Consider the following 24988-nt stretch of genomic DNA (forward strand, 5'->3'; position numbering starts at 1 on the left):
ATTAAGAATTTTTAATTACTACATCAATTGGATTTGTTTGACCAGTAGCATTGTTTTTACCTTCAATTTGAACTTCAACAGTTTTATCATTTGTAATATTAATTGGTCAATCTTCACCCTTAGCTTCAATAAAGTAATCATAATCATTCTCAGTTAAAGAACTATCTATGGCTTTAACTGCTTTTAAAACGACAGCTTTAAATTGTGGTTTTAATTGTTCTGCTGTTGTTTGTGTTGGGTCTGTAACGTGAATAGTTGGTTTATCTAATTTATTAATCCCACTAATATCAATTTTATTTGATGATGGAATTACATAATCAACGGGTACTCTAAAAGTTTTATTTAGATTACTTTTAGCAGTATTAATTTCATCTTGGGTTGGCGCTTTTTCTAAAATAATTTTACATGTTTTTGGATATAAAATAGTTGGTGTTGCATATTGTACTTTACCAATTCATTTAGGGTTAGCAGTATCATTATCTAAAACTTGTTGAATAGTATCCATATTAATTGGATATGCTCATACTTGTTTATTAATAATTAAACCATTTACATTAGTAAAATTATAACCTTTATCACGGTTAACTTGTCCTTTTGTATATGTTTTTTCTAAATGAAAACTTTTAGATACAGGAATACCCATTGCAGTATTTTCATATAATTCACCATTAACCATTGCTTTTAATTGGGCTTGTGAACCAATTACTTTTAAATACGCAGGTGTTAATCCTAAATAGGCTCTACGACCTAAAACCATAAACATTTTATCTGTTGGTAATCCAAAATATAAATTACTAATTTGATTAGTTAATTCAATCAAAGTTTCATTTAATGTAAAGAATGCCTTATTTGCATCATCAGCATTTTCTGCTGTATAACTACGAAATGGAATTACTTCATATTGACCATCTGCTAAACAATAATCATAAATAGCCTGAATTAATTCACATTCTAAATTAACAAATTTATTTTGTACAACACTAGAAATAGCATCAGCAATAACACCATTTTTAATATTTTGTTCTATTAATGCTAAGTCAAAAGCCTCATTCATTAATTTTAAATTAAATCTCTTATCAATCGGAACTGGAATTCTTGTTAATCCCATTGTTTGAGTTTTTCCACCATTTGGTAATGAATAATCATCTTGTCATACCACACGATGAGTTAAATTATATAACGCTTGTCCTGCATTAGGTAATCAAGCAACTTGTTCTGCGGTTGCAGTAGCATACTGCATAATACTTGCATATTCATTATATAAAGGTCCACGCAATAAAGCATTAACCATATCAACATAGGCTTTTTGACCTGTTGTATTACCTTGTAATGTAAAAGGTACTTGTGGCAAATTAATTGTTGCCATAATATTTCACTTCCTTTATTATCTAAGGTTTTTAAGTGTGAAATCTGATATCTTTTTAATCTCTTCGGGAGTATATGCTCCTTTTTCTTTAATAGTTTCAATTTCATCATTTTTATTTTCAACCGATTTTTCAATCATTTCTTTAATAAAATTAGTTGGCGAAACTGAGGGTTGTTCTTCAACAAACAAATCAGGTTTTAATTCTTTTAAAGTTTGCATTTTTTCAGATAAAGAATTACCACTAACTTTATCTAAATTAGTTTTAATATCTTCAATTTTAGTAGATGGAACATCTTTAAAAGCTTTTAATTCATCTAATTCATTAGATAATTTAATAAAGTCTTCTTTGGATATAACATCTTCGCGTTTTTGCACACTTTCTCTAATTTGCTTTGCTTCATTATTAAACTGATTTAAGATATTTTCTGCATTCTCTTCACTTAAACCTTGTTCTATTAATTGTTCTTTTGTAAGTGCCATTTTATAAACTCCTCTTTTTTTATTCTTGTCCGATTAACAAGTCAGCATAAACTCTTTTTTGTGGAAAAAGATTAAACCTATAATTTAATTATATACTAATATTTTACTAATACAATACTTTTTATATATTATAACTAAACTTAATATATTTGATTACTAATTTAGTCATTAAAACGCGTAATAAGCATTATTTTTAAGAATAAAATTATTACATAATTCATAATTTTGCTTGCATATATATATATATATATATATACTGAAGGTAAATCTTGATAAAGAATTTCAATAAATAGTTTCAAGATAAGAAAAGGAGAAAAAACACGTAATGAAAAAATTACTTAGTTTATTAAGCGTATTAGCAATTAGTGGAAGTGCAGTACCAACAACAATTGCTGCCAGCCCTTATCAAAAAAAACAAAGTATAAGAGTAAAAAGACAAACACAAAGTCCTATTTTTAAAACTAATGGAGCTGACATTCCAACAGAACAACAAATCAAAGATAAATTAATTAATAAATATCCACACATAGCGGCTGAACAAATTAAAGTCAAAAATATTACTAGTAATTCTGTAAATATTACTATAGATGGATTTTCTGGAGAAACAACACTTACTTTTATAGTTGATAAATCTATACCTTTAAACAATGTTATTGCAAACCCTAATTTAGGAGAAATAGATTTTTCAAAATTAGGTAATGGTTATGAAGAACAAATTAAGTTTAGATTATTAGAATTAAACCCACAATTAGACACAACAAAAATTAATGTTACAAGTATTACAACAAGTAATGCTAAAGTTAATTCAAATGATATAAATATTTATAATGGTGAATTAAATATTAAATATAGTAGACCAGTAAAATCAATTATTAAAAAAATTGAATTGGGTTCAATTATAACTAATGGTTTAAATTTACCAACAGAACAACAAATTAAAGATAAATTAAAAGAAAAAAATCCAAATTTAGCAGATATTATAAATGATTTTGAAGTTAAAAATATAACTCCTACATATGCAAAAATAAGTTATAAACAAAAAGATATTTTAAGTGGTGAAGTAGTTGTTAATTTTACATCTAATATTAATTTAAATAAAATTATTACAAATAATAATTTAGGTGAATTTAAAACTGAAAATTTATCTAATCCAACAAAAGAACAAATTAAAAATAAACTAAGAGAAATGTATACCGACTTAAATATTAGAAAAATCAACGTTGAGAATATTACTAACAGTAGTGCAAAAATCACTTCCGCTGATAAAAATGTTTATACTAATAATGTAAATGTTAACTATACTGTTTCAATAGATTCACTTAATTGATAATAAAAGAGGAAATAATCAAATGAAAAAAATATTAAGTCTTATAGGAACAATCACTTTAATAGGAACAAGTACAACAAGTTTAGTTGCTTGTAATAAAGCACAAGAATATACAAAAGAAGAATTAGAACATTTAAAAAAAGAAAACCAAATAAATACAACAAATGAAACTATTAAAAATAATTTAGAATGAATAACACCCCAAGAAAAACCATTTAATACAGTTGATAATAAATGATATTATGTAGTTTGAAGAACAAACCCAAAAAATAAGTGAGAAACTAGTAAGTTTAAAAATGATACTTTTTTTTCTGATAAGCAAACAAAAGAAATAGACTTAAAAAGTAACTATGAATTATTTTTATATAAAGCTCCATATTTTCCTGTAGATTTAGTAATTGGTAAAATTAATAATATCGTTTCTATCGTCCAATGACGAGAATATATAAAAAATAAAACCTATTTTAAATCGGTTTATCGTTGAAATTTAGATACTGAGAAACTAGATTTAATTATTGATAATGATGGTAATGTAAAAGTTGGTGGTGAATAAAAAAAGAGATGTAAAATCTCTTTTTCTTTTATCTTGGTTTAAATGTAATTTTAACAGGGTTATCACTTTTATTTCTAATACCTAAAACATTTGGGTTAGAAACATCTATTGTAATATCTTTATCATTACCGAAATTAATTTTAGTATTTGGTTTTCCTATTAATTTAGCAATCAATACTTTTGAAAATCTAATTTTTAATTTTACATCATTAGTATAATATGCTTGTAATTTTATTTCTTTAATTTTATCATTATCATTATTATATAGTTTTGTTATTTGTAATAAAAAGTAAATTTTTCAAAGCCCTAAAGGAGGTTTATTTCTAGGTTCATAAGTGTTTTCATAATATTTTTCTGGTAATCCATTAGTTTTAAAAGTATCAAGCGTTTTAATATCATTAGTTATTTCTTTCGTATTTATTGTAAAAATATTTGGAAAATTAACTTTATCAACTTGTGAATAACCACTTTCTAATAAATTTAAATCTTCTAACAAACATATTGTTTTATTACAATTTGCATACCCGGTTAATAAATTAACATTTCTATTTGGAATAAAATTTTCTATATCTGGTTGTCAACATTCTACTTGTATATTATTAAGATTACTTATTTCGATAGTTTTATAAGCATCTTGGAATTTACTGATACTTTGAATAGTTGGGTCAATTTGTTTTAAATCAATTTCCATTTCATAATAACCATTATGTTTTGTTTTATCATCAAATAAATTAACACCACCAAATGGTGCTGGTGCAAGTTGGCATTGTGCTGGTGCTGTAATTTTAGTTTTTAATGGTTGTACTGCAATAGAGGGCATAATATCTTTTGTATATTCTGGGTAATTATATGGTACTGGTGGAAGAACATATTGTGGGTAATTAAATGTTGGTATTTCATAATCATGTGGGAGTAAGAAACTAGTTTTATAATTAGTTGTCATATCGCGTAAATAATTATTTAATGTACTTTTTGTTTTACCACGAAAACTCCATACTGATAAGCGTAAATAATCTTCTTCATTATTTGTATATGGGTTATCAGCATAAAAGATAATTTCAAAATTACCTTTATATAATGCTTGGATTGAAAAAATATCAATAATATAACTACAATTTGTTCCATCTGGTGTTTGTAAGAATTCACAATAATTATCTTTTTCACTATCACTAACTGGTGTTTGAGCATCTACTGCTCTTACTAATTCATTAATTAAATATATACGATTAGTTTTGGGGTTTAATTGTTTTAAATTATAAGTTGAATAAGTTATTCGTTCAGTTGCTTTACCATCCTTAGTTAAAACAGTACCTTTGCATTTATCAGTTAATAAAGTTGTAAAACCTAAACTAGTAGCATTAGCACCAAAAATAGCACCAACTTTATCATTACCTTGTTGTCTAAATATTTCAAAGGGTAAGTAACCTTTACCTTTTGAGTTTTCAGACCAAAAAGCATCATTATAAAAACTATAAACATTAGAACTCATAAAACCATTAAGAAATTGAAAATTAGGTCAAGTTTTTTCATCTTGGTTAATTACTCATCCTCATGGAATACCAAAGGAAATAAAGTTTAAGAATTTACCAACCCCGCCTGGGATAGTAAAAGGATTAAAAACTAACTTTTGCGTATAGTTTAAAGGTAATACGGTAATTTGGCGATTAATAAAATTATTCATATTTAAAATATCTCAAACATTACATTTACCCATTTTATTATATTCAATTTGAACTTGTCCGACAGTATTACCAAATTCATCTTTTCTTCTAAAATATGATGATGCTTGGGTACTAATTATATTATTAACATTTTCATTATTTACTTTTATTTTGTTTGGTGGAGTAATCATTCAATTTTTAGACCAATAAAATTTAGAGTCATTATCTTCTTTATGAATAGTTGTCCCAACCGTAGGATTAGTTGCTGTTGAACTAGCTTTATCAGTTATTACAATACCCTCACTATTTTTTTGATTTCAAAAGTCGTATCTACTTTCCATATCTTTTTTTCAATCTTCATAACCCGTTATCATTGTTGGTTGAATACCTTGAATGTTATATCAACTTACTTCTGGAGCAGCATAAGTATTTACTTTGTCAGGTGGGGCAGGATACATGTTATACATTAATAAATCACGGGAATTCATAACTTTTTGATTAAATTGACCTTTAATAATTGGCCGACCAATAACTGGCATATCAAAAAAGATAGGATTACCATAAAATTTAACTGCCGTTGCTCTAACACCTGGGTCTTTTAATAAAATATCATCTAATTCAATAATTCCTTTATTTAATTTTCCATCATAAGTTATTTTAGGAAAACAATAACCTTCACCGGGTGCTGATGTTTGAATAAATTGTCGCACTGATAAACCACTATTACTAATTTTGTCATTAATACTTGAAAAGGTAATTTCTTGTCATAAAAAACTACCATCATAAGGTGAATAATAATTAATAACATTTGATGGATATAATCATTGTCTATCTTGTGGTGCAGAATTAATATCACCACCACCAATATTTAAACCACGATCATTAAATACAGTATAAAAATTATAATAATCATTAATATTTAATTTATTTACATCTTCATCTAAAATTAATAAAGTATATTGTCTTTCAGTTGATTGTTGAGTAAATACTTGTTCAAATTTTGCTTCACCAAATTGAATTGAACTTCTATCATCAATCATATAAGCATCTCAATATTTACCAACTTTAACTTCTTTTGTATAAAAATTATCGGCTTTATTATCATTATTAATAAAATAACTTAATTTATATTGATTTGAGTATTCTAACATTCTATTAATATCATAAATATTTTCACCATCAATTAATTTTCAATAAATATTATTATTTTCATCTTTTAATTTTATAGCAAAAGGTGTTTCATTATTTACTCATATAGTTGAGTTAATTGGTTGTTTATTAAAATCATCAATCGTTAAAATATTAATTTCTTCACCTTTATATTTTTGGACTATTTTTAAACTATCTTGTCATTGAGCTATAGTACTTTCCATATTATCAAATATTCTTGAATAACTACCATAATCACTGGGTTTGGCATTATTAGGTTTTCATCCTGTTTCAGTATCAGGGATATATGAACTATAAACATTAAAAGGAAAGACCATTCAATGACGATTGTCTTTTATGTTTTCTCTGATATCTATTAAAGTATCATGGGCTTGTCTTCTTAATTCTTCGATAACTGCTGGGTTAATTCTACTCATTTTTTAATTCTCCTTAATTTCTGTTCTACCTTGTAAGGCATTTTGATTATTACCAGTTTCATCATATTCTAGTAATTTATTATTATGTTTTATTTCTTTGGCTTGCATTTTGTCTTGTCATGCTTCTACTTTTTCAAAATATTTGGTTGCTTCTAATTCATCAATATTATCATATTCAGTAATTGCTCTTATTGGTTCCATTGTGCCATTATCTAATCTAGCAGTAATTAGTTCATTTTGTCGCATTTGGTCAACTAAACTAGCACTAACAAAATCAAAACCATATTCTCGTTCACCAACACCATCTCATAAACCATAATATTTTAAAACAGTATCAAACATTTTAGTATAGTATTGCTTACGATATGCTTGTAAATATGCTTGTTTTTCTAAGTCTTTTGTTTTAGTTAATAATGACTGTGTTTTATTTTGGTCATTATCTGATTTATCACCAAAAGGACTAGAAAAATGACATGCTAAGTATACTTGTTCAATAATTGCTTTTTGGTCTTCAGTATATGTTTCTAATGTTGGTGTACCTTGTACTACTTGTAAAGATTGGGATAATTGACCATCTACTGCTGATTGACCTGATTGAATAAAAATATCATCAAAAGCATCTTGTAATACTTTTTTATTACCTTTGTTATAAGCAGTCATTAAATCATCATCTAATATTCCATATCAATGAGTACGATTTGCTCATCTTTCTTTTGATTTAATATTAAAACTATCTTCTAAATCAAATTGTAATTTATAACAATTTGCCATTGTAGGTCATAGGTTTAATGTAGTTGATGTAGATAAAAATAAGGGGTTAGGTTCATTAATCATTTCTCAAAAAGGAACTATGCCTAATTTATTTTTAAATTCTTGTACTAAAACAGGTTTAACATCATCTTTAATTTGTGTTTTACTTTGTCCAACAACTACTTCATTATTTTTAGGTCAACCTTTTATAACTATTTTATCTTTGGTACAAATTAAATTTAAAATAAAACCACTATCTGATTGATGATAATTTAATCAAATATCAGCACCTTGTTCAATTTCGTTTATTTTACTTACACGAGATTTAAAGTTAAAAGGATTAATTCATAAATCAATATTTCCATCACTAGTTTCTAATAAACCAAAAATAGTTTTGCCCATTAAACTTGCTGTTAATTCATTTTTATCTAATTTTTCTTTTATTTTATAAGTTTCATATCATCAATTTAATTTTTCTAAAATGTCTTTACGATGAGACTTAAATAAAATATCTTTACCATTTACTAATCGCATTTGATGACGAGCAATAATATTGGCTAAATTAATAGTTCAATCATAATTATAAAATTTTAAAACACTATTAATATCATTTAAGTTTGGTAAACTATGGAAAGTATTATTCATTGTTATTTTGCTCCTTTAATTTTAAAATAAGTGCATAATTAATAATATTTACTGTTAATAAATTTGGTTCATTTGCTAAAACTTGTACACATACTTTAACTTTTTGATATTTATTAATATATTCGTTATATAAATTTAAATTACATATTGCGATATTATCTTTATTTAATTCTTGACAAAGTCTTTTTTTAACTTGTCCACAAACAGACATATATGGTCTTTTTGCATTTATTACACGTTCATCATGTATTACATAAATATCTTTTTTCATTAAGTTATTCACTCCCTTTGTTGTCATAATTTATAATCTTCTGAACTATTATGTTTAACCATCGGTACTAATTCAAAGTGTAAAGCATAAAAATCACTATCAAATGTGTCATCATATAAATCTAACATTCGTTCTTCTCTTGCATCGGGCTTATCTTCTCATTGAATTAATTCATATTGGGTTTTACTTACAGGACATTTTTCTCATAATCATTTTAATTGATTAGTATTTATTAACATTGTAAATGCTTCTACACGATGTTTTATTTTAAACTTCTGCTTTTGTGCTGGTTTAAAATTCATGTATTGACCAAAAGTATAATTATATTTCTATCGGTTTAAACTTTCTAATGTTGCATAAGCACTATCATCAACATTAATTGATATACCTTGCTGAATTAAATTAAAATATTGATTTAATTGATTGTTGTAAAACTCTAAAATATCTTTAACTTGTTCTAATGGTCCTTTAAATTGTTGCGTAGCATTTGAGTGTGCATATTCTGCTACTTTATATGCTTTTTTATCAAATGAATTATATATTCAAAAACTCGCTGCTGTTGTATGCCCTTTGGGGCTAGTAGAGTTTGCTAAGTCAACACCACCTAATAATTTAGTTGGTTGAATAATATCTGTTGCTTGCATAATATCAATATATCTTGCAAAAATTGAACCACTAGTATTACCAGGCAATCCTCAACTCCATACTCTTGCTCTTTCAATATCTAATTGTTCTAATCTTAATTGTTCATTAACTTTATTTTGTGGTAATTCATAATTAAGTCTTCAACTAGAATAATGAATAATAATTTTCATATTTCATTTTTCGATATAATTAATTTGTTAATATTTACTACGCATTATTTCTTCATTAAAAGGCATTAATTCATTACAATAATCAACAATATATCTTTTTAAGCTTTCAAGGTTACATGTATTAATTGTTATTTTATTTTGATAACCACGAATAGCAAATTCTAAATCACTTAAATCTTTTTGTTGAAATTGGTCACATTCTTCTCTTCAATCAATTACTAATTTATATTTATTCAAATCAGCAAAAGCTTTTAATTTTTCTTTCCGGCTTGGTGAATGTAAACCTTTACAATATATTTTGCTACCATTTGATAAAGTAAAAGTAAAATTTGATAAGTTAATAGTATAAGGAATATGATTTTCATCTAACATATTTCATATATTTTGAAATACACTATCTTTTAAATCCTTACTTCAATACATACTAGCAATGATACAAATTGGTTCTTTAATTAATAAACTAATTTTTAATAATTCACCAAACATTTTAATATTTGAAATAGTCTTACCACTATATCGTGTTCCAATTTGATTAATTTCATTAACTAACTCATATTTTTTAGCAAAGGGATATTTATTACCAATACTACTATTTTGTAATAATCAATAAGGAGTTTCTAACAAATAAGTAAAATGATTAAGCATTATTATCACTTTCTTTTTTAATATCTCTAATATCCGTTTGTAAATTAACAATTATTGGTTGTTGATTATTTAAGTTTAATTCTTGTTCTAACTGTTTTTCTTTCAGTGAATATTTATAATTAAATGCTCGTTGTCAATATAATTTAGCACCATCATGTGATTTCATCATAAAGTTAATTATTTCACTTTCAATTCTATCAACTTGTTTTTCAAGTAAAGGAACTATCTTTTCGCTCTTGTAAGTTTCGTGCTTTCATCTGTTAGAAAGATTGAATTCATTGGTTAAATCATTCAAAGTATATGGTTTATTGGGTGATTTATTTTCTCAAAATTGCTCTATTTTACGATAAAAAGTTGCCAAACTTGCTTTATTTGGATTAAATTCTTTCATTTTTTACTCCTTTTTGCATATTAAAATTGCTATTATTTAATGAATATGATTAAATAAAAGAGTAAATAAAAACTATGAAAGAACCATCGCGGTTCTTTTTATTATTTATATTTTACATCAAAATAAAAAAAAGTAAATTACTTTACTTTTTATTTTAGTATACAAGCATATAGAGATAAATTGGAGCTTGTTACAATATAATTATATAATTAATAATATATTTGTCAATAATTTTAATTTAAAAAAATGTGAAAATTTATCTTTTTTATAAATTTAATGTATAACTATTTTTATAAAAGAATTGGAGGAAATATAGAGTAATGAAAGATTATACACATGTAAAATATGATGAACGAAGATTTTTTAAGGATTTATTTTTATCTGATAGTTGCAAAAAGAAAAATGGCACACTTAATTTATCTGAAATATCAAGACAAACAGGAAGAGATATTAATACTGTTAAAAGAGAAATTAATAGATTTACAAATATAGAAGATTATAATGCCCGTGAGGCACATGATGATTATTATAAAAAACGACAAAAGTGTATTAAAAAAATACCTACATTTACAGAAGAACAACAAGAATTTTTAAATTTACGATTTAATATTTTGGGTGATTCACCAGCAGAAATTATTCAGCGATTTTTAATAAAATTTGGTATCAAATTTCCTGCCTGTCTTAAAACATTTTATAAATGAATTTTTTTAGGTCTTTTGGGTTTGTTAAAGAAAAATTTATTAAATGGTGGTAGAAGAAATAGAACAAAGAAAAGACCTGATAATCGTGGGAAATTAGATGAAAGATTTAAATCAATATGAGATATTGATAATAAAGAGACTGATGTTGGTTGATTTGAAATGGATACCGTAGTTGGAAAAGAGCATCAATATAGTAATTTGGTTTTAGTTGAACAAAATAGTAAAAGTTATTTTGTTATGAAATTAAAAAATCATACTGCTAATGAAGTTGTGGAAAAGTTTAAAGATATTGTTATAAGTAATAATTTATTTGGGAAAATTAAAGGAATAATAACTGATAGAGGAAAAGAATTTAGTAAATGAAGAGAATTAGAAATATTTGCTGAAACACAAGTTTATTTTTGTGACCCTGGTAAACCACAACAAAAACCATTAATTGAAAGACTAAACCGTTAATTTAGAAAACGATATGGTAGGGGGACAGATTTTAATCTTGTTACGCAACAAGAAATAGATTTAGTAGTCGATATTATAAATGAAAAATTAAGGCCCGTTCTTAATTGAAGAACTTCAAAAGAAGTATTTTTAGAGAATTTTAGATAAGTTTATTTGAAGTAATTTAATAAATTATTTTTCAGTGTGTTTAAATATGCCAAAAATAGGGTAAATTTAAAAATAATTTATTTTTTTAAAAAAATAGTTGCACTTCTTTTAAAAAGTGTTATTATTAAAATAACAAGAGATAAATTTGGAGCTTAGATTTACATAATACGTTTAATAAAACTAAATATAATAACGGTTGAAAATGTTGATTATTAATTAAATTAATATATTTTTGAAAATTATTATACAAAATTAATGTCAGAATAATTAAATTTAATGACTATGTTAATAACACTAATCAATTATTTTTTAATAATAATTTACACTGTTCAAATGAATATTGATAATAACGAAAATTAATTAAAATTTGAGTTAAAATTCCCACTACAAAAGCAGAAATGAAGGAAATTAAAACAATATATCCTAAATTAAAAATAACATTATCAAAAAGCATATGATCAAGCTGATAAATTATCCCTACTCCTCAGAAGAAGAAAATATAAAAAAGTAACATTAACAAAAATGAACTAAGAAATTTATGATAAAAACTATTAAATTTTTTGACCATTATCATCACCCGCTACTTTATTAAACTATCCTATTTTATACTCATTATTATATCACTTATTATTTCAGAAAAATTTTAAAAAAATAATTTACAGTAAAAATTGCTGCGAATAGCAATTAATCATCTAATTTTAAAACGGCCATAAAAGCTTCTTGTGGGACCTCAACTGACCCAATTGCCTTCATTCGTTTTTTTCCTTCTTTTTGTTTTTCTAGTAATTTCTTTTTCCGAGTAATATCACCACCATAACATTTTGCTAAAACATTTTTTCGCATTGCTTTAATATCTTCGCGAGCAATAACTTTATGATTAATGGCAGCTTGAATTGGAACTTCAAAGTTTTGACGGGGAATAATTTCTTTTAACTTAGCACATAATGCTTTTCCCCGACCATACGCAAAATCACGATGAACAATAATCGATAACGCATCAATAACATCGCCATTTAATAAAATGTCCATTTTTACTAGTTTATTTGGACGATAACCAATAAATTCATAATCCAAAGAAGCATAACCCTTACTAATTGATTTTAAGCGGTCAAAAAAATCAAAAACAATTTCATTTAGTGGCATTTCATATGTTAAAATTCGGTGGGTATCATCAATATATTCTAAATTAACATATGTTCCCCGTTTATTTTGACATAATTCCATTAATGGGCCAATATATTGATCAGGGGTCATAATTGTTGCTTTAACAAAAGGTTCTTCAATCCGGTCAATCTTTTGCACGGGTGGTAAATCGCTTGGGTTATCAATGGTAATCATTTCCTTATTTGTTAAATAAATATGATAAATTACTGATGGTGCTGTTGCAATTAATTCTAAGTTATATTCACGTTCTAACCGTTCTTGAATCACATCCATATGTAATAACCCTAAAAACCCACAACGAAAACCAAAACCTAATGCTTGTGAAGTTTCTGGTTCATATACTAACGATGCATCAGATAATTGAATCTTTTCTAACGCTTCTTTTAAATCTTTGTACTTTGCTGAATCAATCGGATATAATCCACAAAAAACCATTGGATTCATTTTTTTATACCCTGATAATGGTTCAACGGCCGGATTAGCAACAGTTGTAATCGTATCTCCTACTCGGACATCACGAACCATTTTAATACTTGCCGCTAATCACCCAACTTCACCAGCAAATAAGAAATCTTTTTTAACTTCCTTTGGGGTTTTAACCCCTAATTCTGTTACTTCATAAATCGCATTAGTGTTCATTAATTTAATCTTATCCCCAATATGGACTGTTCCTTGTTTAATTCGAATTGAAACCATTACCCCACGGTATTTATCATAATGCGAATCAAAAATTAAAGCTTGTAACGGTTTATTATCATCAGCATCTAAAGGCGCTGGAATATATTGTACAATTGCTTCTAGCACTTGATCAATGTTAAGGCCAGTTTTTGCACTAATTAATGGAGCATTAGTCGTTGGAATCCCAATTAACTTTTCAATTTCTTCTTTAACACGTTCTGGGTCTGCTGATGGTAAGTCAATCTTATTAATGACAGGAATAATTTCTAAATTATTATCAATTGCTAAATAAACATTTGCTAAGGTTTGTGCTTCAATTCCTTGTGCAGCATCAACCACCAAAATAGCGCCTTCACAAGCAGCTAAGCTCCGTGATACTTCATAGGTAAAATCAACATGTCCTGGCGTATCAATTAAATGAAAAATATATTCTTGGTTATCTTTCGCATGGTATTTTAACTGGACTGAATTTAACTTAATTGTAATTCCCCGTTCACGTTCTAAATCCATTGAATCTAATAGTTGCTCTTGCATTTCTCGTTTATCAACAGTCCCTGTTAATTCTAAGATGCGATCAGCTAAGGTTGATTTCCCATGATCAATGTGGGCAATAATTGAAAAATTGCGAATTAATTTTTTATCCATTCTAAACCCGAACCCTTCCTACAGTAAGATCAGTTATCTCTCTGATATTATTATACATAATTTTAAAAAAGATAGTTGTTTCAACCTTAATTCTCATCATAAATCCAAATTATCGAACCCTTAGGGGACAAAGTGCTTGCTTGAATTTTAAGAAAAAATATTATATAATATAATATACAAGTTAGAAATTAAGGGGAAAATAAATCGATTATTATCAATATTTTTTATAACGATGAAAAGAGGAAAACTAATGGATAGTGATTTTATAAAATACTACAATCAATTGATGAATGAAGTAAATTTAGTTAGTAATATTGAGAAAATTTCTGATACAAAAAAAGATTGGCTTTATACCTTACTAAAAAATTTAAAAACATTCAATACGAAACAAGTTAAGTTACAACAACACGAAGGGTTAATTTATCAAATTATGAAAGTAATTGATCAAAGTACTGAATTCATCCATAACCGCATTAGTAATGCTTTAAACGAATATCGCAAGCTATACCGTCAACATTTTAAAGTTAATCTAGATATGCGACAAGAAAATGATCGAATCTTTGCCTACTGTAAAAAACAACTAGAAGCAAACTACGGAGACAGCTTGCAAGTGTTACGGGACTCTGTTATTAACTATTATTATTTAAATTATCTAAAAGATAAAATTGAAGAAACCTTAAAAATTATTAGTTTATCAGCACGAACATTGTAACAAGCAAAAAGAGTAATCCTATTGGTTACTCTTTTTATAATGTCAAAATTGTTCATCATCTCAAATTTTATTCGTACTATGTTTGTTAACCCAAGCAAAAACAACAGCTAAGGTAATACCAACAACAGTTGAAACAGCAACTTGAATTGCATCATTAATTAATTCAAGAATTGCAACAGCTGAACCAAATAATAAATAACTATATAAAACATATCATAATAGCATTAAACTACTTAAAAAGATTGCCCCATAGCGGCTTATCACCCGTGCTAAAAAATAAGTAATAAGAAACATTAACACTCTAATGACAATTGAAACTGGAATAAAAATAAAACCATCGGTAATAATATCAATAATTGTAACATACAACACACCACTAATTAATAACATTGGTCCTTTAATCAAAGTTATTAAGGATAAAAATAACCCATCTGCTAACTGTAATATTCCTTTGCCATTCCCAAGCCGAATAAACTGCGAAATATAGGCAACTGTTACTAACAACGCCGTGATTAACGCTGTTGTAACTAAATATTTTAAAGATTTTAAGCGATACATAATTAAATAAAAATATTTCCGGAAGTTATTTCTGAAGATGGAGTATGATAATAATTTTTTGCTTCCGTTACTTTTTTGCCTTCGCGTTGCAACCGTGTAATTAATAAGTATCCATCTTCAACTTTAACTTTAACTCCTGTTTTTAAAACAGCAATAATGGTGCCATTTACTAAATCAACATCTTTTTCGGTTAATGGTTCTTCCGCAATAACCGCTTGATGAATTTTGTAAATAACATTATCTACGGTAGTATAAGCAATTGGTCAAGCATACAATCCCCGAATTTGATCATAAATATTTTGTTTTGGTAAATACCAATTAATTTTTTCTTCATCACGAGTAATGTTATAAGCAAATGTTACTTGCTTCTCATCTTGCGTGGTTCCTAACTGCTGACCAGTAATAATATCTAATAAGGATTTTTCAACCATCCCTCCTGCTAATGTCATTAAGCGATCATGTAATGATGAAGCGGTTTCATCAGCAGCAATTGTTAAGGCTTCTTGGAAATACATTTCCCCCGCATCCATTTTTTTAATCATTTTCATTAAAGTAATCCCCGTTTCTTGTTCACCATACATAATTGCTTTATGAATTGGGGCGCCACCCCGTAATTTTGGCAATAATGAAGCATGAACATTAATACAATTAATTTTTGCTAGTTTTAAAATTCGTTCCGGAATAAACTGCCCATAAGCACATGTCACAATCACATCGGGTTGTAATGCTTCTAATTCGGTGTAAAGATCATTAATTTTTTCTGGTTGAAAAACTTGAATTTGATGTGCTAACCCAAATTCTTTAACTGGTGAAAACTGAATCTTTTGATTACGACCAATTTTGCGATCAGGTTGCGTTACAATCCCAATCAATTCAATTGTTGGTGCTAACTTTGTTAATGCGGTTAAAACTGCTGTTGCAAAAACAGGTGTTCCCATAAAAATTACTTTATACTTTTGCATTCTCTTTGCCTCCCTTTTCTAATGATAAGTTTTTCATTAAATGAATAATATGTTGGTAAATGACAACCATTGCCAAAGTATCACGATTACAATATTTTAACATTTCCTCTCGAAAAAAGGTTTTTCAAATTGTACTTGGAATGTTATTTTCTACCCGACGGCGAAAGATTTCACTTGCCATATCCCCCTTTTGCACCTTTAACGCTTGATATGTAAACTGGTTATCAAAAGCTGGTTGGGTTTTTTTAATTGATACTGAACCATAAAATTCTTTTTTATAAATCATAAAATCTTGAAAAAAATCCATTAGGTCAATTGTTTTATTTCGAATAATGGCTAATTTTTGTTGTCATGTTTGATAAGTTGTAATTATTGTTTGCTCAGTAGTTTTGCTAATTAAAATTGCTAAATAATTAATTAATTCGGATAATACTTTACATTCAAAACTCTTATAATAAGCAACATATACTCCGACCTCGGCACGAAACAAATCCGTTACTAAATGTTCAATTAATTGTAGACGTGGATCACCATCCCCATCAGCTAAAAAAGCATAGTGTTCCATCGTTGCTTCATCATGATAATTAAAGTACTGATCTTTAATGATATGAACGGAGTATTGAAACGGAATTTGTTGATACGAATAAGAATAATCAAACCGCGGCACCGCTGCTTTCATTGTTTCAAAGTCATACATATACAACGGATATTGATATTTCGCTAAAACTGCTTTAATATGCTCAATTTGTGTTGGGTCAATAACTGGGGCATTATCTTGAACCGCTAAAATTTGACGTTGTTGTTTAACTGAAAATAAAATTGGTTTTTTTTCATACGATGATTGTTGAAAAGTAAATGGTAAAATAACATCTGTTAAATAATCAATATGTTCTTGATACTTTAATAAGGTCTTCTTTTCCATTCCACGGGTTAATTCAAACACACTGTGATGTTCTGGTAAATAATCTGTTGCGTGTTGACAATACCCATACCCATAGCGATCTCCTTTCGCATTAAAACATTGTTCTTGCGTAAATAAGGGAAAAACTTCAACAGCTGGCTTTGCGAAATAACTTTTAATTAATGCTAAATCATCAGTAATTAAACGATTTTTTGCAACTCGTTTCACAAATGTTCCTGTTAACATTTGTTGACAAAATTCTAATAAACTAACTGGTGCTAACGTTTTTGTTGGTAATTTATATCAATCCTGAAACATAAATAATTCATCATCATCAATATCACCAACACGTTGATATTCTGAATTCAATAACATTAAAGAAACGCGACTAATTGTTAATCCAACGCCAGTTAAAACATAATATTGGTACGCCACATCATAACCATATTCATCTTTAACTGGTTTATCAACATACATTTGTAAATCTTTGTTATATTTACGTCCCGTTGAAGCTTTAACCTCAATTAAGTGATAAGTTCCATCGGGTAGTTTTTTTAAAATATCACACTTCGTAATACAATTGTTATAAATAAAGGATGGTTCAAAATAAACATCATAGTTTGGATTAGCTAATACTTCCGTTGTTTTGGCAAAAGCGATTTTCTTACTATAGTGTTCTAAATTAAAATAGTTATGATCACGCATAAAGTATTCTCGTGCTCGTTGCCCAACTTCGTTCCCATCGGCAATTGTTTCACCGGGATAAAAATCAATTGGATTGGTAATAGTTGATTGAACATCATCCATAAAAGAGCGGACATCATCACTAATCGTGTCATCTTTATCAGCGGGTCAGTAAGTCTCTAACGCTAAATCATATAAGTTTGGCATAAACAATCCTGACCCAACTTCGCTTTCATCATCATCACTACCAATAAAATCACTATCATTAATTTTGGCACTATTAATGTTATCTTGTAAATCAAAAAAGACAGAAATTTTTTGTTCTGTTACTCACTGTTGGACTGTTTTTAAGTTAGTCCGTGATGCTAATGTCCACGCAATTTTTAAACATTTTTTAAAGCGTTTAAAATCCTCTTTTTTTAATGTTACGAATGAATCCATTTGTTGCACTTCACTTTCGTTATTTGTTCCAATCCCCTAAAAGATAAAGAAAATAAGACTACGCTTATTTTCTTGGGACAAATTTCTCAGGTTTCGGTTTTGGTCGTTCCTCAACAGGTAGTTGTCCTGCTTTTCGTAATTTGCGCTCTTCTTCACGTTTTTTGACCATTTCCGCACGATGAGCTTCATATTCTTGTTTTGCCGTAATTTTAGCTGCCTTCTTTTCCTCTTTTGTTAATTTAACTTTCTTCTCACTAATTTCAATGCGATGTTTAGTATCGTCTAAATCAATTTCTTGATTAACAGTTCAAGTTGTTTCATATTGTTTTTTACTAATTTTTTTTGAAATTCCTTCAATTTCAAAAGCTTTTTGTTCTAAAAAAGAATTAGTTTTTGCTTCATAAATATCAACAATAACATCAAAGATATCACGATATTTAAATTCTTTCCCCTTACGAGCAATAACTTTTTCATATTCTAAGCGTAAGTTTTTACGATTGTCAGTTTCTTTAATATACTGTTTAATTTTATCTTTAACTTGTTTTTTACGCTTTTCTCGTTCAAGACGCTGCGATTTTCGTCCCATAATTGAAGAAACAATTGCAAAAATAATAACTGCAACTACAATTACTACTAAAATGACATTCATTGTCATACTGCCACCCAGAAAATTTGACATTGTTATCTAGACTCCTTTTTACTTTATTTATATTATGCACTATTACCAAGGATTTTACAAATATTTTCCCAGGTGAGTTCTAATATTATTTTAGTCACTAGTTTAACAATAGTTTTAAACTATCTCTTTGTAAAAATGGTTAAATCCAAAAATAAATACAATGATTCACTAATAACTTCATTTAAATAAATATAATTTAAAACTATTTTTACACTTATCTTGTGTAGTTTTAATTAACAATTAATTATTTTACCTAGTAATAAAATTAAAAAAATAATTAATTATAAAACAATTTTATATATAATCTGAAATTACCTTTAGTTCAATATTATATTTTTTAAGTGTCAATAAAATTTTTGAATCATAAGAGTAAATTTTATCAAATAAAATTATTTTTTCAAACTTAGATTTTTGTAAATTATTAGAAAGTACAAAGTTTTCATATACTAAAATCTGTCCAATCGCTTTATATATTTCAGTTCCAGAAGTTTTAATTTCAAAAATTTTAGTTTCATTTTCATTTTCTACATATAAATCAATAAAATTAAATTTTTCTATTTTAACCTTATAATCTTGGTTAAAGAAATGAGCAGCTAATATACTTTGAATTCTATTATGTTATAAAGACAAACAAGATTGCCTATTAATTGTTATAACCTCTAAATTTTCATTTTTGTTCAGTTCAAAAATATTAGTATCTCAGTTATCATATAAAATTTTATTTTGTTCTTCTTCATTTACTTCTAATATATTAGGAAAGATTTTTAAAGTTGGTCCAATACTTATTTCTTTTTTAAAATATTCTAATTTTTCATAATTAATTTTGTGATATATTTCTTTAGATTTTTTAGGTCGCATAAATAAAATAAGGGTTTTGGAAAAAAAATCGGAAATTGAATAAGAATAATAAACCATTTACTAAAATGGTTTTTTTATTTGTAAAACCAAAACTATTAATTAATTGATTCAGAGAAAGGGCAGTATCTTAAATATTTACAAAAAAACTATAACAACTTTCTGATACCCTCTTTAAGTTGTTTACACATTTATTAAATATCTTAGAAATCTTTACAAAAGTGTACCTGTTTTTCTTCTAATTTAAGGTGTTGTCCTTTCTCTGTTTCAGTTAATTAATTTGCTAATAAAAAAACTTAATAAAAAGGAAGGAGTAAGTAATGAAAATTAATAAGCAACAACAAATTTGCGATATTGATAACTGCTATAAAGCAATATCATTCATTACCGAAGAATTTGTATCAAATAAAGTTTTATGAACTTGTGAAAAACATAAAGATTTATTGAATAAAGTAAAAGATAAAACGCAAAAGCAATTTTATCAAAAACTAGAAAATTCAAAAATTATCTTTGATTATGAAACTGGTTTTTTAAAACTTTGATTTTATAAAACAACTTAATACAGTGTGGGACGGTTATTTTAAATAACTAAGTGCTTCCATAAGAACATGAGTTTAAACTCATTCTCACCAGAGGCGGTCTAGCCCAGCGGTAATCAGTCCGGAAATAATAGACGCTTTAACAAGCGATAGTCGTGATAAGTCCAAGGTTAATATCAAACGACAAAAAACATAGAGATAGTGACTTTATAAATAAATTTGCGTATAGCATTAGGCTCTTCAAGGTGCAAGTGAATTTATTTTAAAAACTGAACGCTTTGACCTGAAATGGTGCGGATGAAGAGAGAGAATTCTCTGGCATTATCTTATAAAAACAACTGTCGATTATTAAACATTAAACAATAAAACATACCGCCACCGCTCACCCGCAGTGAAGCGGATGGCGTAGTAAATAAATAGATAAATACTTAATTATATAACTAACTCTCGCTTTGGCACTTTCACTTGGGAGTGAGTGCCAGCGAGTTAAAAATAGGAGGTAAATATGACAATCAAAAATCTAATATCAATATATATGTACAATGATTTTTGTATTAATATATTTGATAATAAAACAGGGCAAAAAGAAAATATTAATGATGATATTAATTTAATTAAAAATGAAGAAGCACATTTATTAAATCAAGAAATAACTTATTTTGATATTAAAGAACAAAAAGGAAGAAAATTAATAGAAATATTAATAGCAAAGAACGAGGTAAATTAGTATGTGAAAAGATGAAAATGGTTATGTTTATACTGAAGAAGATTTATTTAATATGGCATTAGAAGAATGTCATTCAGAAGAAAGTGCTTATGAATATATTGATAATTTAATTAATGAAATGGAATTAGAGGAAATTTAATTATGGCAGATTTAAAATTAAATAATGAAGTTAAAAATATTACGTATCCATTTTATTTAAAAGGAAATAATTTTAAAGAATTAAGTTTAAAAGCATTAACAATTAAAAAATGAATTGATGAAAATGGACAAGAATTAGCAGAATTTATATATCGACAACAAGCTTGATTAATAAATGGAGAATATAAATCACAATCACTAAAAGATTTAAAATTAGTAGTTTCAAAAATTGATTATATTTTTAGAGAACCATTAGAATTAATAAAATCTTTTAAAGATGAATTAAATTTTATTAGAAAAGATATTTTAAATTTAGAAAATAATATTAAGAATAATCATGATTCTTTAAAAAATAATGTTATTAATATTCAATTTCAAAAACAAAATGAAATTATTGAAACTCATAAAAAAGAACAATTTTTAGAAATTAAAAGTGTAGCAAAACAAGAGCAAGAATTAAAAATTATTACTAGTAATTTTCGGAAAGAAAAATTATTAATTAAAGATATTGAGGTTATTGGTATTAATGATGATTTTTTACAAAATGCTGATAAATTAGAACTTATTAATCTTATTAAAAATTATTTAGTTGTTGATGAACAAATTGTTAAAAATGAAATTAAAGATCAGTGAGATAGTAATAAAGATATTAATTTAATTGGGGTTAAAGGTATTAATTTTAAAATAAATAAAGGAGAAAAATAATATGGCAAATATTGTTGAATTTTTAAGAACAGATAAAGCAACAGAATGAATAAAAAGTAAATTTTCTAATGAAAATGAAATTGCAAGATTTAAAAGTAATATAGTTGCAATATCAAATAGTAATGAATTATTACAAAAAGCAGATCCAAAAACAATTATGACTGCTTGTTATCAAGGAGTTTTATTAAATTTACCAATGGAAAAACAATTTGGTTATGCTTATGTAGTTCCATATAATACTAAAATAACAAGAATTATTAACGGTCGCGAAATCCAAGAATGAATTAATCAAGCTCAATTTCAAATAGGTTATAAAGGTTATATTCAATTAGCACAAAGAAGTGGTCAATATTTAGATATGTCAGTATCAGATGTTAGAGAAAATGAATTAGTAAATTATGATCGTTTAAAAGGAACTAGTTTTAATTGAATTCAAAATGAAGATGAAAGAGAAAAATTACCAATTATTGGTTATGTAGCATACTTTAAAATGGTTAATGGTTTTGGAAAAACTTTATATATGACCAAAGAACAAATGGAAAATCATTTTATGAAATATTCTAAAACTTATGCTAAAAATAAATCATTTTATATTGCTAGTTTTGATGAAATGGCATTAAAAACAGTATTAACATCTTTATTAAGAAAATGAGGTATTATGTCTGTTGAATTACAACAAGCTTATAAATCAGATCAGGCAGTTATTACAACTAATGATGAAAAGATTTATATTGATAATGATAGCAATATAAGCATAAATAAGGGTCAAATTAGTAATGAAAATATATCAAGTGAAGAAGTGACAGATAATAATTTAGTTAAAGAAGAAGATATATCAAATGTAGTGCCAACAATTAATAATAACAACGATGAGGAATGAGCCACTTGATAAAAATAGGTATTGACCCATCAGGAACAGGTACTACTGCTATTGTTATTTATGAAGATAATAAATTAATTGAAAAATTAGAATTTACAAATAAAAATTGAAAAGAACAATATGAATTTATTAATGATAAATTGTTTGATTATGAAGAAAAAATTAATATTGAAGATTGTTTATATACATCTGCTAATGCTAGTAAAGATAGAGATGATTTATTAAGATTATTAGGAGCATTATCTGTTTATAAATATTTTATTAATTGAGTATCACCAAAAAATACTAAATCAGTTGTTAAAAATATGGAAAATTTAAGTAAATATAATGATAGTTGTATATGAAAATTTGATAAAGATACTAATTTAACTTATCAATATGGTAAAGGTTGATTTTATAATAATGAAAAAATAAGTAATCATTTACGAGATGCAATTATTATTGCTAATTATGAAAGTTAATATTATGAAACATTCATATAATCAAAAAACAGGAAAGTATTATTCTTGTCAAATTCGTAATGTTAATATTTACTTAAATAAAAATGAAGAAAAAGTTTGAAATGAATTTAATAACTTTACTTATTCGCAACGAATTGAATATCTTATTAACTTTTATATAACACATTATAAAGGAAATAAAGAATATGAATAATTATATTTTATGTTATCGATCTGAACAAGGTAATCGCCCTTGTAAAAACCCTCGTGGTGAATATATAATTGGGATTGATAAACAAGATGTAGATATTAATTCAACTGAATACTGAGAATATTATAAAAATAATTATGGAAAAAATAATTTAGTTATTTGTAAAGTTAAAAATTTAGACTTAATATTAGAAAATAAAAAATAACCAATTAAGGTTATTTTTTTTAAATACTATTTGTTAGTTTTTTAATAGCATCTTTTTGTGCTTGTTTTTTGTCATTTACTTTAACTTGTTTTTTAACATTTTTAATTTGACCTGTTTTTAATGCTAATTCTGTTGCATAATCAGGTCCTCGTAAATGTTTTTCGTGAGCAATAACAGCAGTTCTTAATTCTCTAATTTCTGCTTTATATTTTTTAATTTTTTTAGCAGATAATCCAAGAATACCAAGACTACCCATTCCACCAGCACCCGCTAATACAAGTAAAGCAATTACTATTTCATTACTAATTTCCATTTCTTTATTTCCTTTCTTATCCTTACTCAAACAGTGGCCATCCATTCTTTCAGAACAAAATAATTTATAAATTAAACTATATAACCACCCAAAAATATCAACCGCCCCTATATATAGTTTATTTTAAATTTAATTCTTTGTTATTTTCTTCTTGTTTTTTAGTATATTCATCTTGCATATTTTTAAATATTTCTTCTGTTATACCATCCAAATTATTTCATTGTTTTGATATTCTTGGTTGAATAACACGCGGATTAATACGGCAGTTCAAACAATGTCTTAAATGGTCTTTTTTTCATTTTGATTTATCAATTCAAATAATAATTAAAGAAATTATTAAAGTAATTAAAGGTAAAATTGTAAATACTAATCCCATTTTAGATATTTTTAATCGTGGAATATCAATTTTCATATCTACTTTTGGTTTACTACTAGCAACAAATATACCTTGAATTCCATATGTAAATAAAGGTGTTAGTAAAATAGCAATTCCATTACCTCAATATTGTCCATAATTATATCAATTAATATTATCTTTTATTGCATTAATCATGCCATATTCTAATCAACAATTTAATGCTAAAAATATCAATGTATAAAAACTAACTACTCAACTACGAATTTTATATTTTCTTTCTCATTCTCTAATATCTTTATGATTTCAATTATAAGTTGGAATAGGGTCTTTTTTAAATCAATTTCAAGGTAAGGCACCCTTTAATCAAGTTGTTTTATTTTGTTTCATTAATTAAAAATC

General features: G+C 26.2%; 29 protein-coding genes and 1 pseudogene. 12 read left to right on the forward strand and 18 right to left on the reverse strand.

The window, feature by feature from the left end; genetic code table 4:
* Position 1: 1 nt before the first annotated feature.
* Complete coding sequence (locus ACOBME_RS02490) at positions 2-1366, reverse strand: hypothetical protein (RefSeq protein ID WP_419334116.1); 1365 nt, start codon at positions 1364-1366, stop codon at positions 2-4.
* Positions 1367-1384: 18 nt separating this feature from the next.
* Positions 1385-1846, reverse strand: coding sequence for a hypothetical protein (locus tag ACOBME_RS02495; protein WP_419334118.1), 462 nt, complete (start codon positions 1844-1846; stop codon positions 1385-1387).
* A gap of 325 nt (positions 1847-2171) precedes the next feature.
* Between ACOBME_RS02495 and ACOBME_RS02500 the strand changes: the two genes are divergently transcribed.
* Together ACOBME_RS02500 and ACOBME_RS02505 are read left to right on the forward strand one after the other, a co-directional pair.
* On the forward strand, positions 2172-3176 hold the full coding sequence (locus ACOBME_RS02500; RefSeq protein WP_338963678.1) for a hypothetical protein: 1005 nt from the start codon (positions 2172-2174) through the stop codon (positions 3174-3176).
* A gap of 19 nt (positions 3177-3195) precedes the next feature.
* The gene (locus ACOBME_RS02505) at positions 3196-3726 is read left to right on the forward strand and encodes a lipoprotein (RefSeq protein ID WP_338963679.1); all 531 of its coding nucleotides are present in this window, start codon (positions 3196-3198) and stop codon (positions 3724-3726) included.
* A gap of 28 nt (positions 3727-3754) precedes the next feature.
* Here ACOBME_RS02505 and ACOBME_RS02510 read toward each other — a convergent pair whose 3' ends face one another.
* The 7 genes from ACOBME_RS02510 to ACOBME_RS02540 are packed head-to-tail and all read right to left on the reverse strand — an operon-like array spanning position 3755 to position 10490.
* A complete protein-coding gene (locus ACOBME_RS02510) occupies positions 3755-6973 on the reverse strand; it encodes a hypothetical protein (RefSeq protein WP_419334122.1) in 3219 nt (1072 codons plus the stop codon).
* A 3-nt stretch (positions 6974-6976) separates the two neighbouring features.
* Positions 6977-8368, reverse strand: coding sequence for a hypothetical protein (locus ACOBME_RS02515; RefSeq protein ID WP_338963681.1), 1392 nt, complete (start codon positions 8366-8368; stop codon positions 6977-6979).
* Positions 8361-8639, reverse strand: a complete 279-nt coding sequence (locus ACOBME_RS02520; RefSeq protein WP_338963607.1) for a hypothetical protein — start codon at positions 8637-8639, stop codon at positions 8361-8363. The genes ACOBME_RS02515 and ACOBME_RS02520 overlap by 8 nt, the downstream gene beginning before the upstream one ends.
* Positions 8639-8941, reverse strand: coding sequence for a hypothetical protein (locus ACOBME_RS02525; RefSeq protein WP_338963682.1), 303 nt, complete (start codon positions 8939-8941; stop codon positions 8639-8641). The genes ACOBME_RS02520 and ACOBME_RS02525 overlap by 1 nt, the downstream gene beginning before the upstream one ends.
* 27 nt (positions 8942-8968) lie before the next feature.
* Positions 8969-9454 (reverse strand): hypothetical protein, encoded by a 486-nt coding sequence (locus ACOBME_RS02530; protein WP_338963683.1) that lies wholly within the window; start codon positions 9452-9454, stop codon positions 8969-8971.
* Positions 9455-9481: 27 nt separating this feature from the next.
* Positions 9482-10099 carry a phage terminase large subunit gene (locus ACOBME_RS02535; protein WP_338963684.1) on the reverse strand — a complete coding sequence of 206 codons (618 nt, stop codon included), beginning with the start codon at positions 10097-10099 and terminating at the stop codon, positions 9482-9484.
* A complete protein-coding gene (locus ACOBME_RS02540) occupies positions 10092-10490 on the reverse strand; it encodes a hypothetical protein (RefSeq protein ID WP_338963685.1) in 399 nt (132 codons plus the stop codon). The genes ACOBME_RS02535 and ACOBME_RS02540 overlap by 8 nt, the downstream gene beginning before the upstream one ends.
* 320 nt (positions 10491-10810) lie before the next feature.
* Between ACOBME_RS02540 and ACOBME_RS02545 the strand changes: the two are divergent.
* Positions 10811-11794, forward strand: a pseudogene (locus ACOBME_RS02545) (IS30 family transposase).
* 280 nt (positions 11795-12074) lie between these two features.
* Here the strand turns inward: ACOBME_RS02545 and ACOBME_RS02550 are convergent.
* Positions 12075-12248: a hypothetical protein gene (locus ACOBME_RS02550; protein ID WP_419334125.1), complete on the reverse strand. Its 174-nt coding sequence runs from the start codon at positions 12246-12248 to the stop codon at positions 12075-12077.
* A 230-nt stretch (positions 12249-12478) separates the two neighbouring features.
* Positions 12479-14281, reverse strand: a complete 1803-nt coding sequence (gene lepA / locus ACOBME_RS02555) for a translation elongation factor 4 (RefSeq protein WP_338963687.1) — start codon at positions 14279-14281, stop codon at positions 12479-12481.
* A 250-nt stretch (positions 14282-14531) separates the two neighbouring features.
* On the opposite strand from lepA, the gene ACOBME_RS02560 reads away from it, so the two are divergent.
* Entirely contained in the window at positions 14532-14993 is a 462-nt protein-coding gene (locus ACOBME_RS02560; RefSeq protein ID WP_338963688.1) for a hypothetical protein, read from the forward strand.
* A gap of 18 nt (positions 14994-15011) precedes the next feature.
* Here ACOBME_RS02560 and ACOBME_RS02565 read toward each other — a convergent pair whose 3' ends face one another.
* From ACOBME_RS02565 to ACOBME_RS02585, 5 genes are all read right to left on the reverse strand, one after another.
* Positions 15012-15551, reverse strand: a complete 540-nt coding sequence (locus ACOBME_RS02565; RefSeq protein WP_338963689.1) for an ECF transporter S component family protein — start codon at positions 15549-15551, stop codon at positions 15012-15014.
* A 2-nt stretch (positions 15552-15553) separates the two neighbouring features.
* Positions 15554-16513 (reverse strand): methionyl-tRNA formyltransferase, encoded by a 960-nt coding sequence (gene fmt, locus ACOBME_RS02570; RefSeq protein WP_338963690.1) that lies wholly within the window; start codon positions 16511-16513, stop codon positions 15554-15556.
* Positions 16500-18539, reverse strand: coding sequence for a DUF2779 domain-containing protein (locus tag ACOBME_RS02575; RefSeq protein WP_338963691.1), 2040 nt, complete (start codon positions 18537-18539; stop codon positions 16500-16502). The genes fmt and ACOBME_RS02575 overlap by 14 nt, the downstream gene beginning before the upstream one ends.
* A gap of 64 nt (positions 18540-18603) precedes the next feature.
* On the reverse strand, positions 18604-19218 hold the full coding sequence (locus tag ACOBME_RS02580; RefSeq protein WP_419334128.1) for a hypothetical protein: 615 nt from the start codon (positions 19216-19218) through the stop codon (positions 18604-18606).
* A 618-nt stretch (positions 19219-19836) separates the two neighbouring features.
* Entirely contained in the window at positions 19837-20133 is a 297-nt protein-coding gene (locus ACOBME_RS02585; protein WP_419334129.1) for a hypothetical protein, read from the reverse strand.
* A 260-nt stretch (positions 20134-20393) separates the two neighbouring features.
* Between ACOBME_RS02585 and ACOBME_RS02590 the strand changes: the two genes are divergently transcribed.
* From ACOBME_RS02590 to ACOBME_RS02625, 8 genes are all read left to right on the forward strand, one after another.
* Complete coding sequence (locus tag ACOBME_RS02590) at positions 20394-20633, forward strand: hypothetical protein (protein ID WP_419334131.1); 240 nt, start codon at positions 20394-20396, stop codon at positions 20631-20633.
* A gap of 484 nt (positions 20634-21117) precedes the next feature.
* Positions 21118-21339 carry a hypothetical protein gene (locus ACOBME_RS02595; protein ID WP_338963241.1) on the forward strand — a complete coding sequence of 74 codons (222 nt, stop codon included), beginning with the start codon at positions 21118-21120 and terminating at the stop codon, positions 21337-21339.
* A 1-nt stretch (position 21340) separates the two neighbouring features.
* Complete coding sequence (locus ACOBME_RS02600) at positions 21341-21478, forward strand: hypothetical protein (RefSeq protein WP_338963239.1); 138 nt, start codon at positions 21341-21343, stop codon at positions 21476-21478.
* A 2-nt stretch (positions 21479-21480) separates the two neighbouring features.
* Positions 21481-22182: a kinetochore Spc7 family protein gene (locus tag ACOBME_RS02605; protein ID WP_338963237.1), complete on the forward strand. Its 702-nt coding sequence runs from the start codon at positions 21481-21483 to the stop codon at positions 22180-22182.
* A gap of 1 nt (position 22183) precedes the next feature.
* Positions 22184-23074: a recombinase RecT gene (locus ACOBME_RS02610; protein WP_338963407.1), complete on the forward strand. Its 891-nt coding sequence runs from the start codon at positions 22184-22186 to the stop codon at positions 23072-23074.
* Positions 23059-23523, forward strand: a complete 465-nt coding sequence (locus ACOBME_RS02615) for a hypothetical protein (RefSeq protein ID WP_338963404.1) — start codon at positions 23059-23061, stop codon at positions 23521-23523. Before ACOBME_RS02610 ends, ACOBME_RS02615 begins: the two co-directional genes overlap by 16 nt.
* Entirely contained in the window at positions 23513-23716 is a 204-nt protein-coding gene (locus ACOBME_RS02620; RefSeq protein ID WP_419333849.1) for a hypothetical protein, read from the forward strand. Before ACOBME_RS02615 ends, ACOBME_RS02620 begins: the two co-directional genes overlap by 11 nt.
* On the forward strand, positions 23709-23918 hold the full coding sequence (locus tag ACOBME_RS02625) for a hypothetical protein (RefSeq protein WP_338963231.1): 210 nt from the start codon (positions 23709-23711) through the stop codon (positions 23916-23918). The genes ACOBME_RS02620 and ACOBME_RS02625 overlap by 8 nt, the downstream gene beginning before the upstream one ends.
* A 19-nt stretch (positions 23919-23937) precedes the next feature.
* Here ACOBME_RS02625 and ACOBME_RS02630 read toward each other — a convergent pair whose 3' ends face one another.
* Both ACOBME_RS02630 and ACOBME_RS02635 read right to left on the reverse strand, forming a co-directional pair.
* Complete coding sequence (locus tag ACOBME_RS02630; RefSeq protein WP_338963556.1) at positions 23938-24276, reverse strand: hypothetical protein; 339 nt, start codon at positions 24274-24276, stop codon at positions 23938-23940.
* A gap of 73 nt (positions 24277-24349) precedes the next feature.
* The gene (locus tag ACOBME_RS02635; RefSeq protein WP_338963398.1) at positions 24350-24976 is read right to left on the reverse strand and encodes a hypothetical protein; all 627 of its coding nucleotides are present in this window, start codon (positions 24974-24976) and stop codon (positions 24350-24352) included.
* Positions 24977-24988 lie beyond the last annotated feature (12 nt).

Origin of the sequence: Spiroplasma endosymbiont of Sarcophaga variegata, assembly GCF_965178695.1 — a bacterium.
GTDB lineage: Bacteria > Bacillota_I > Bacilli_A > Mycoplasmatales > Mycoplasmataceae > Spiroplasma > Spiroplasma poulsonii.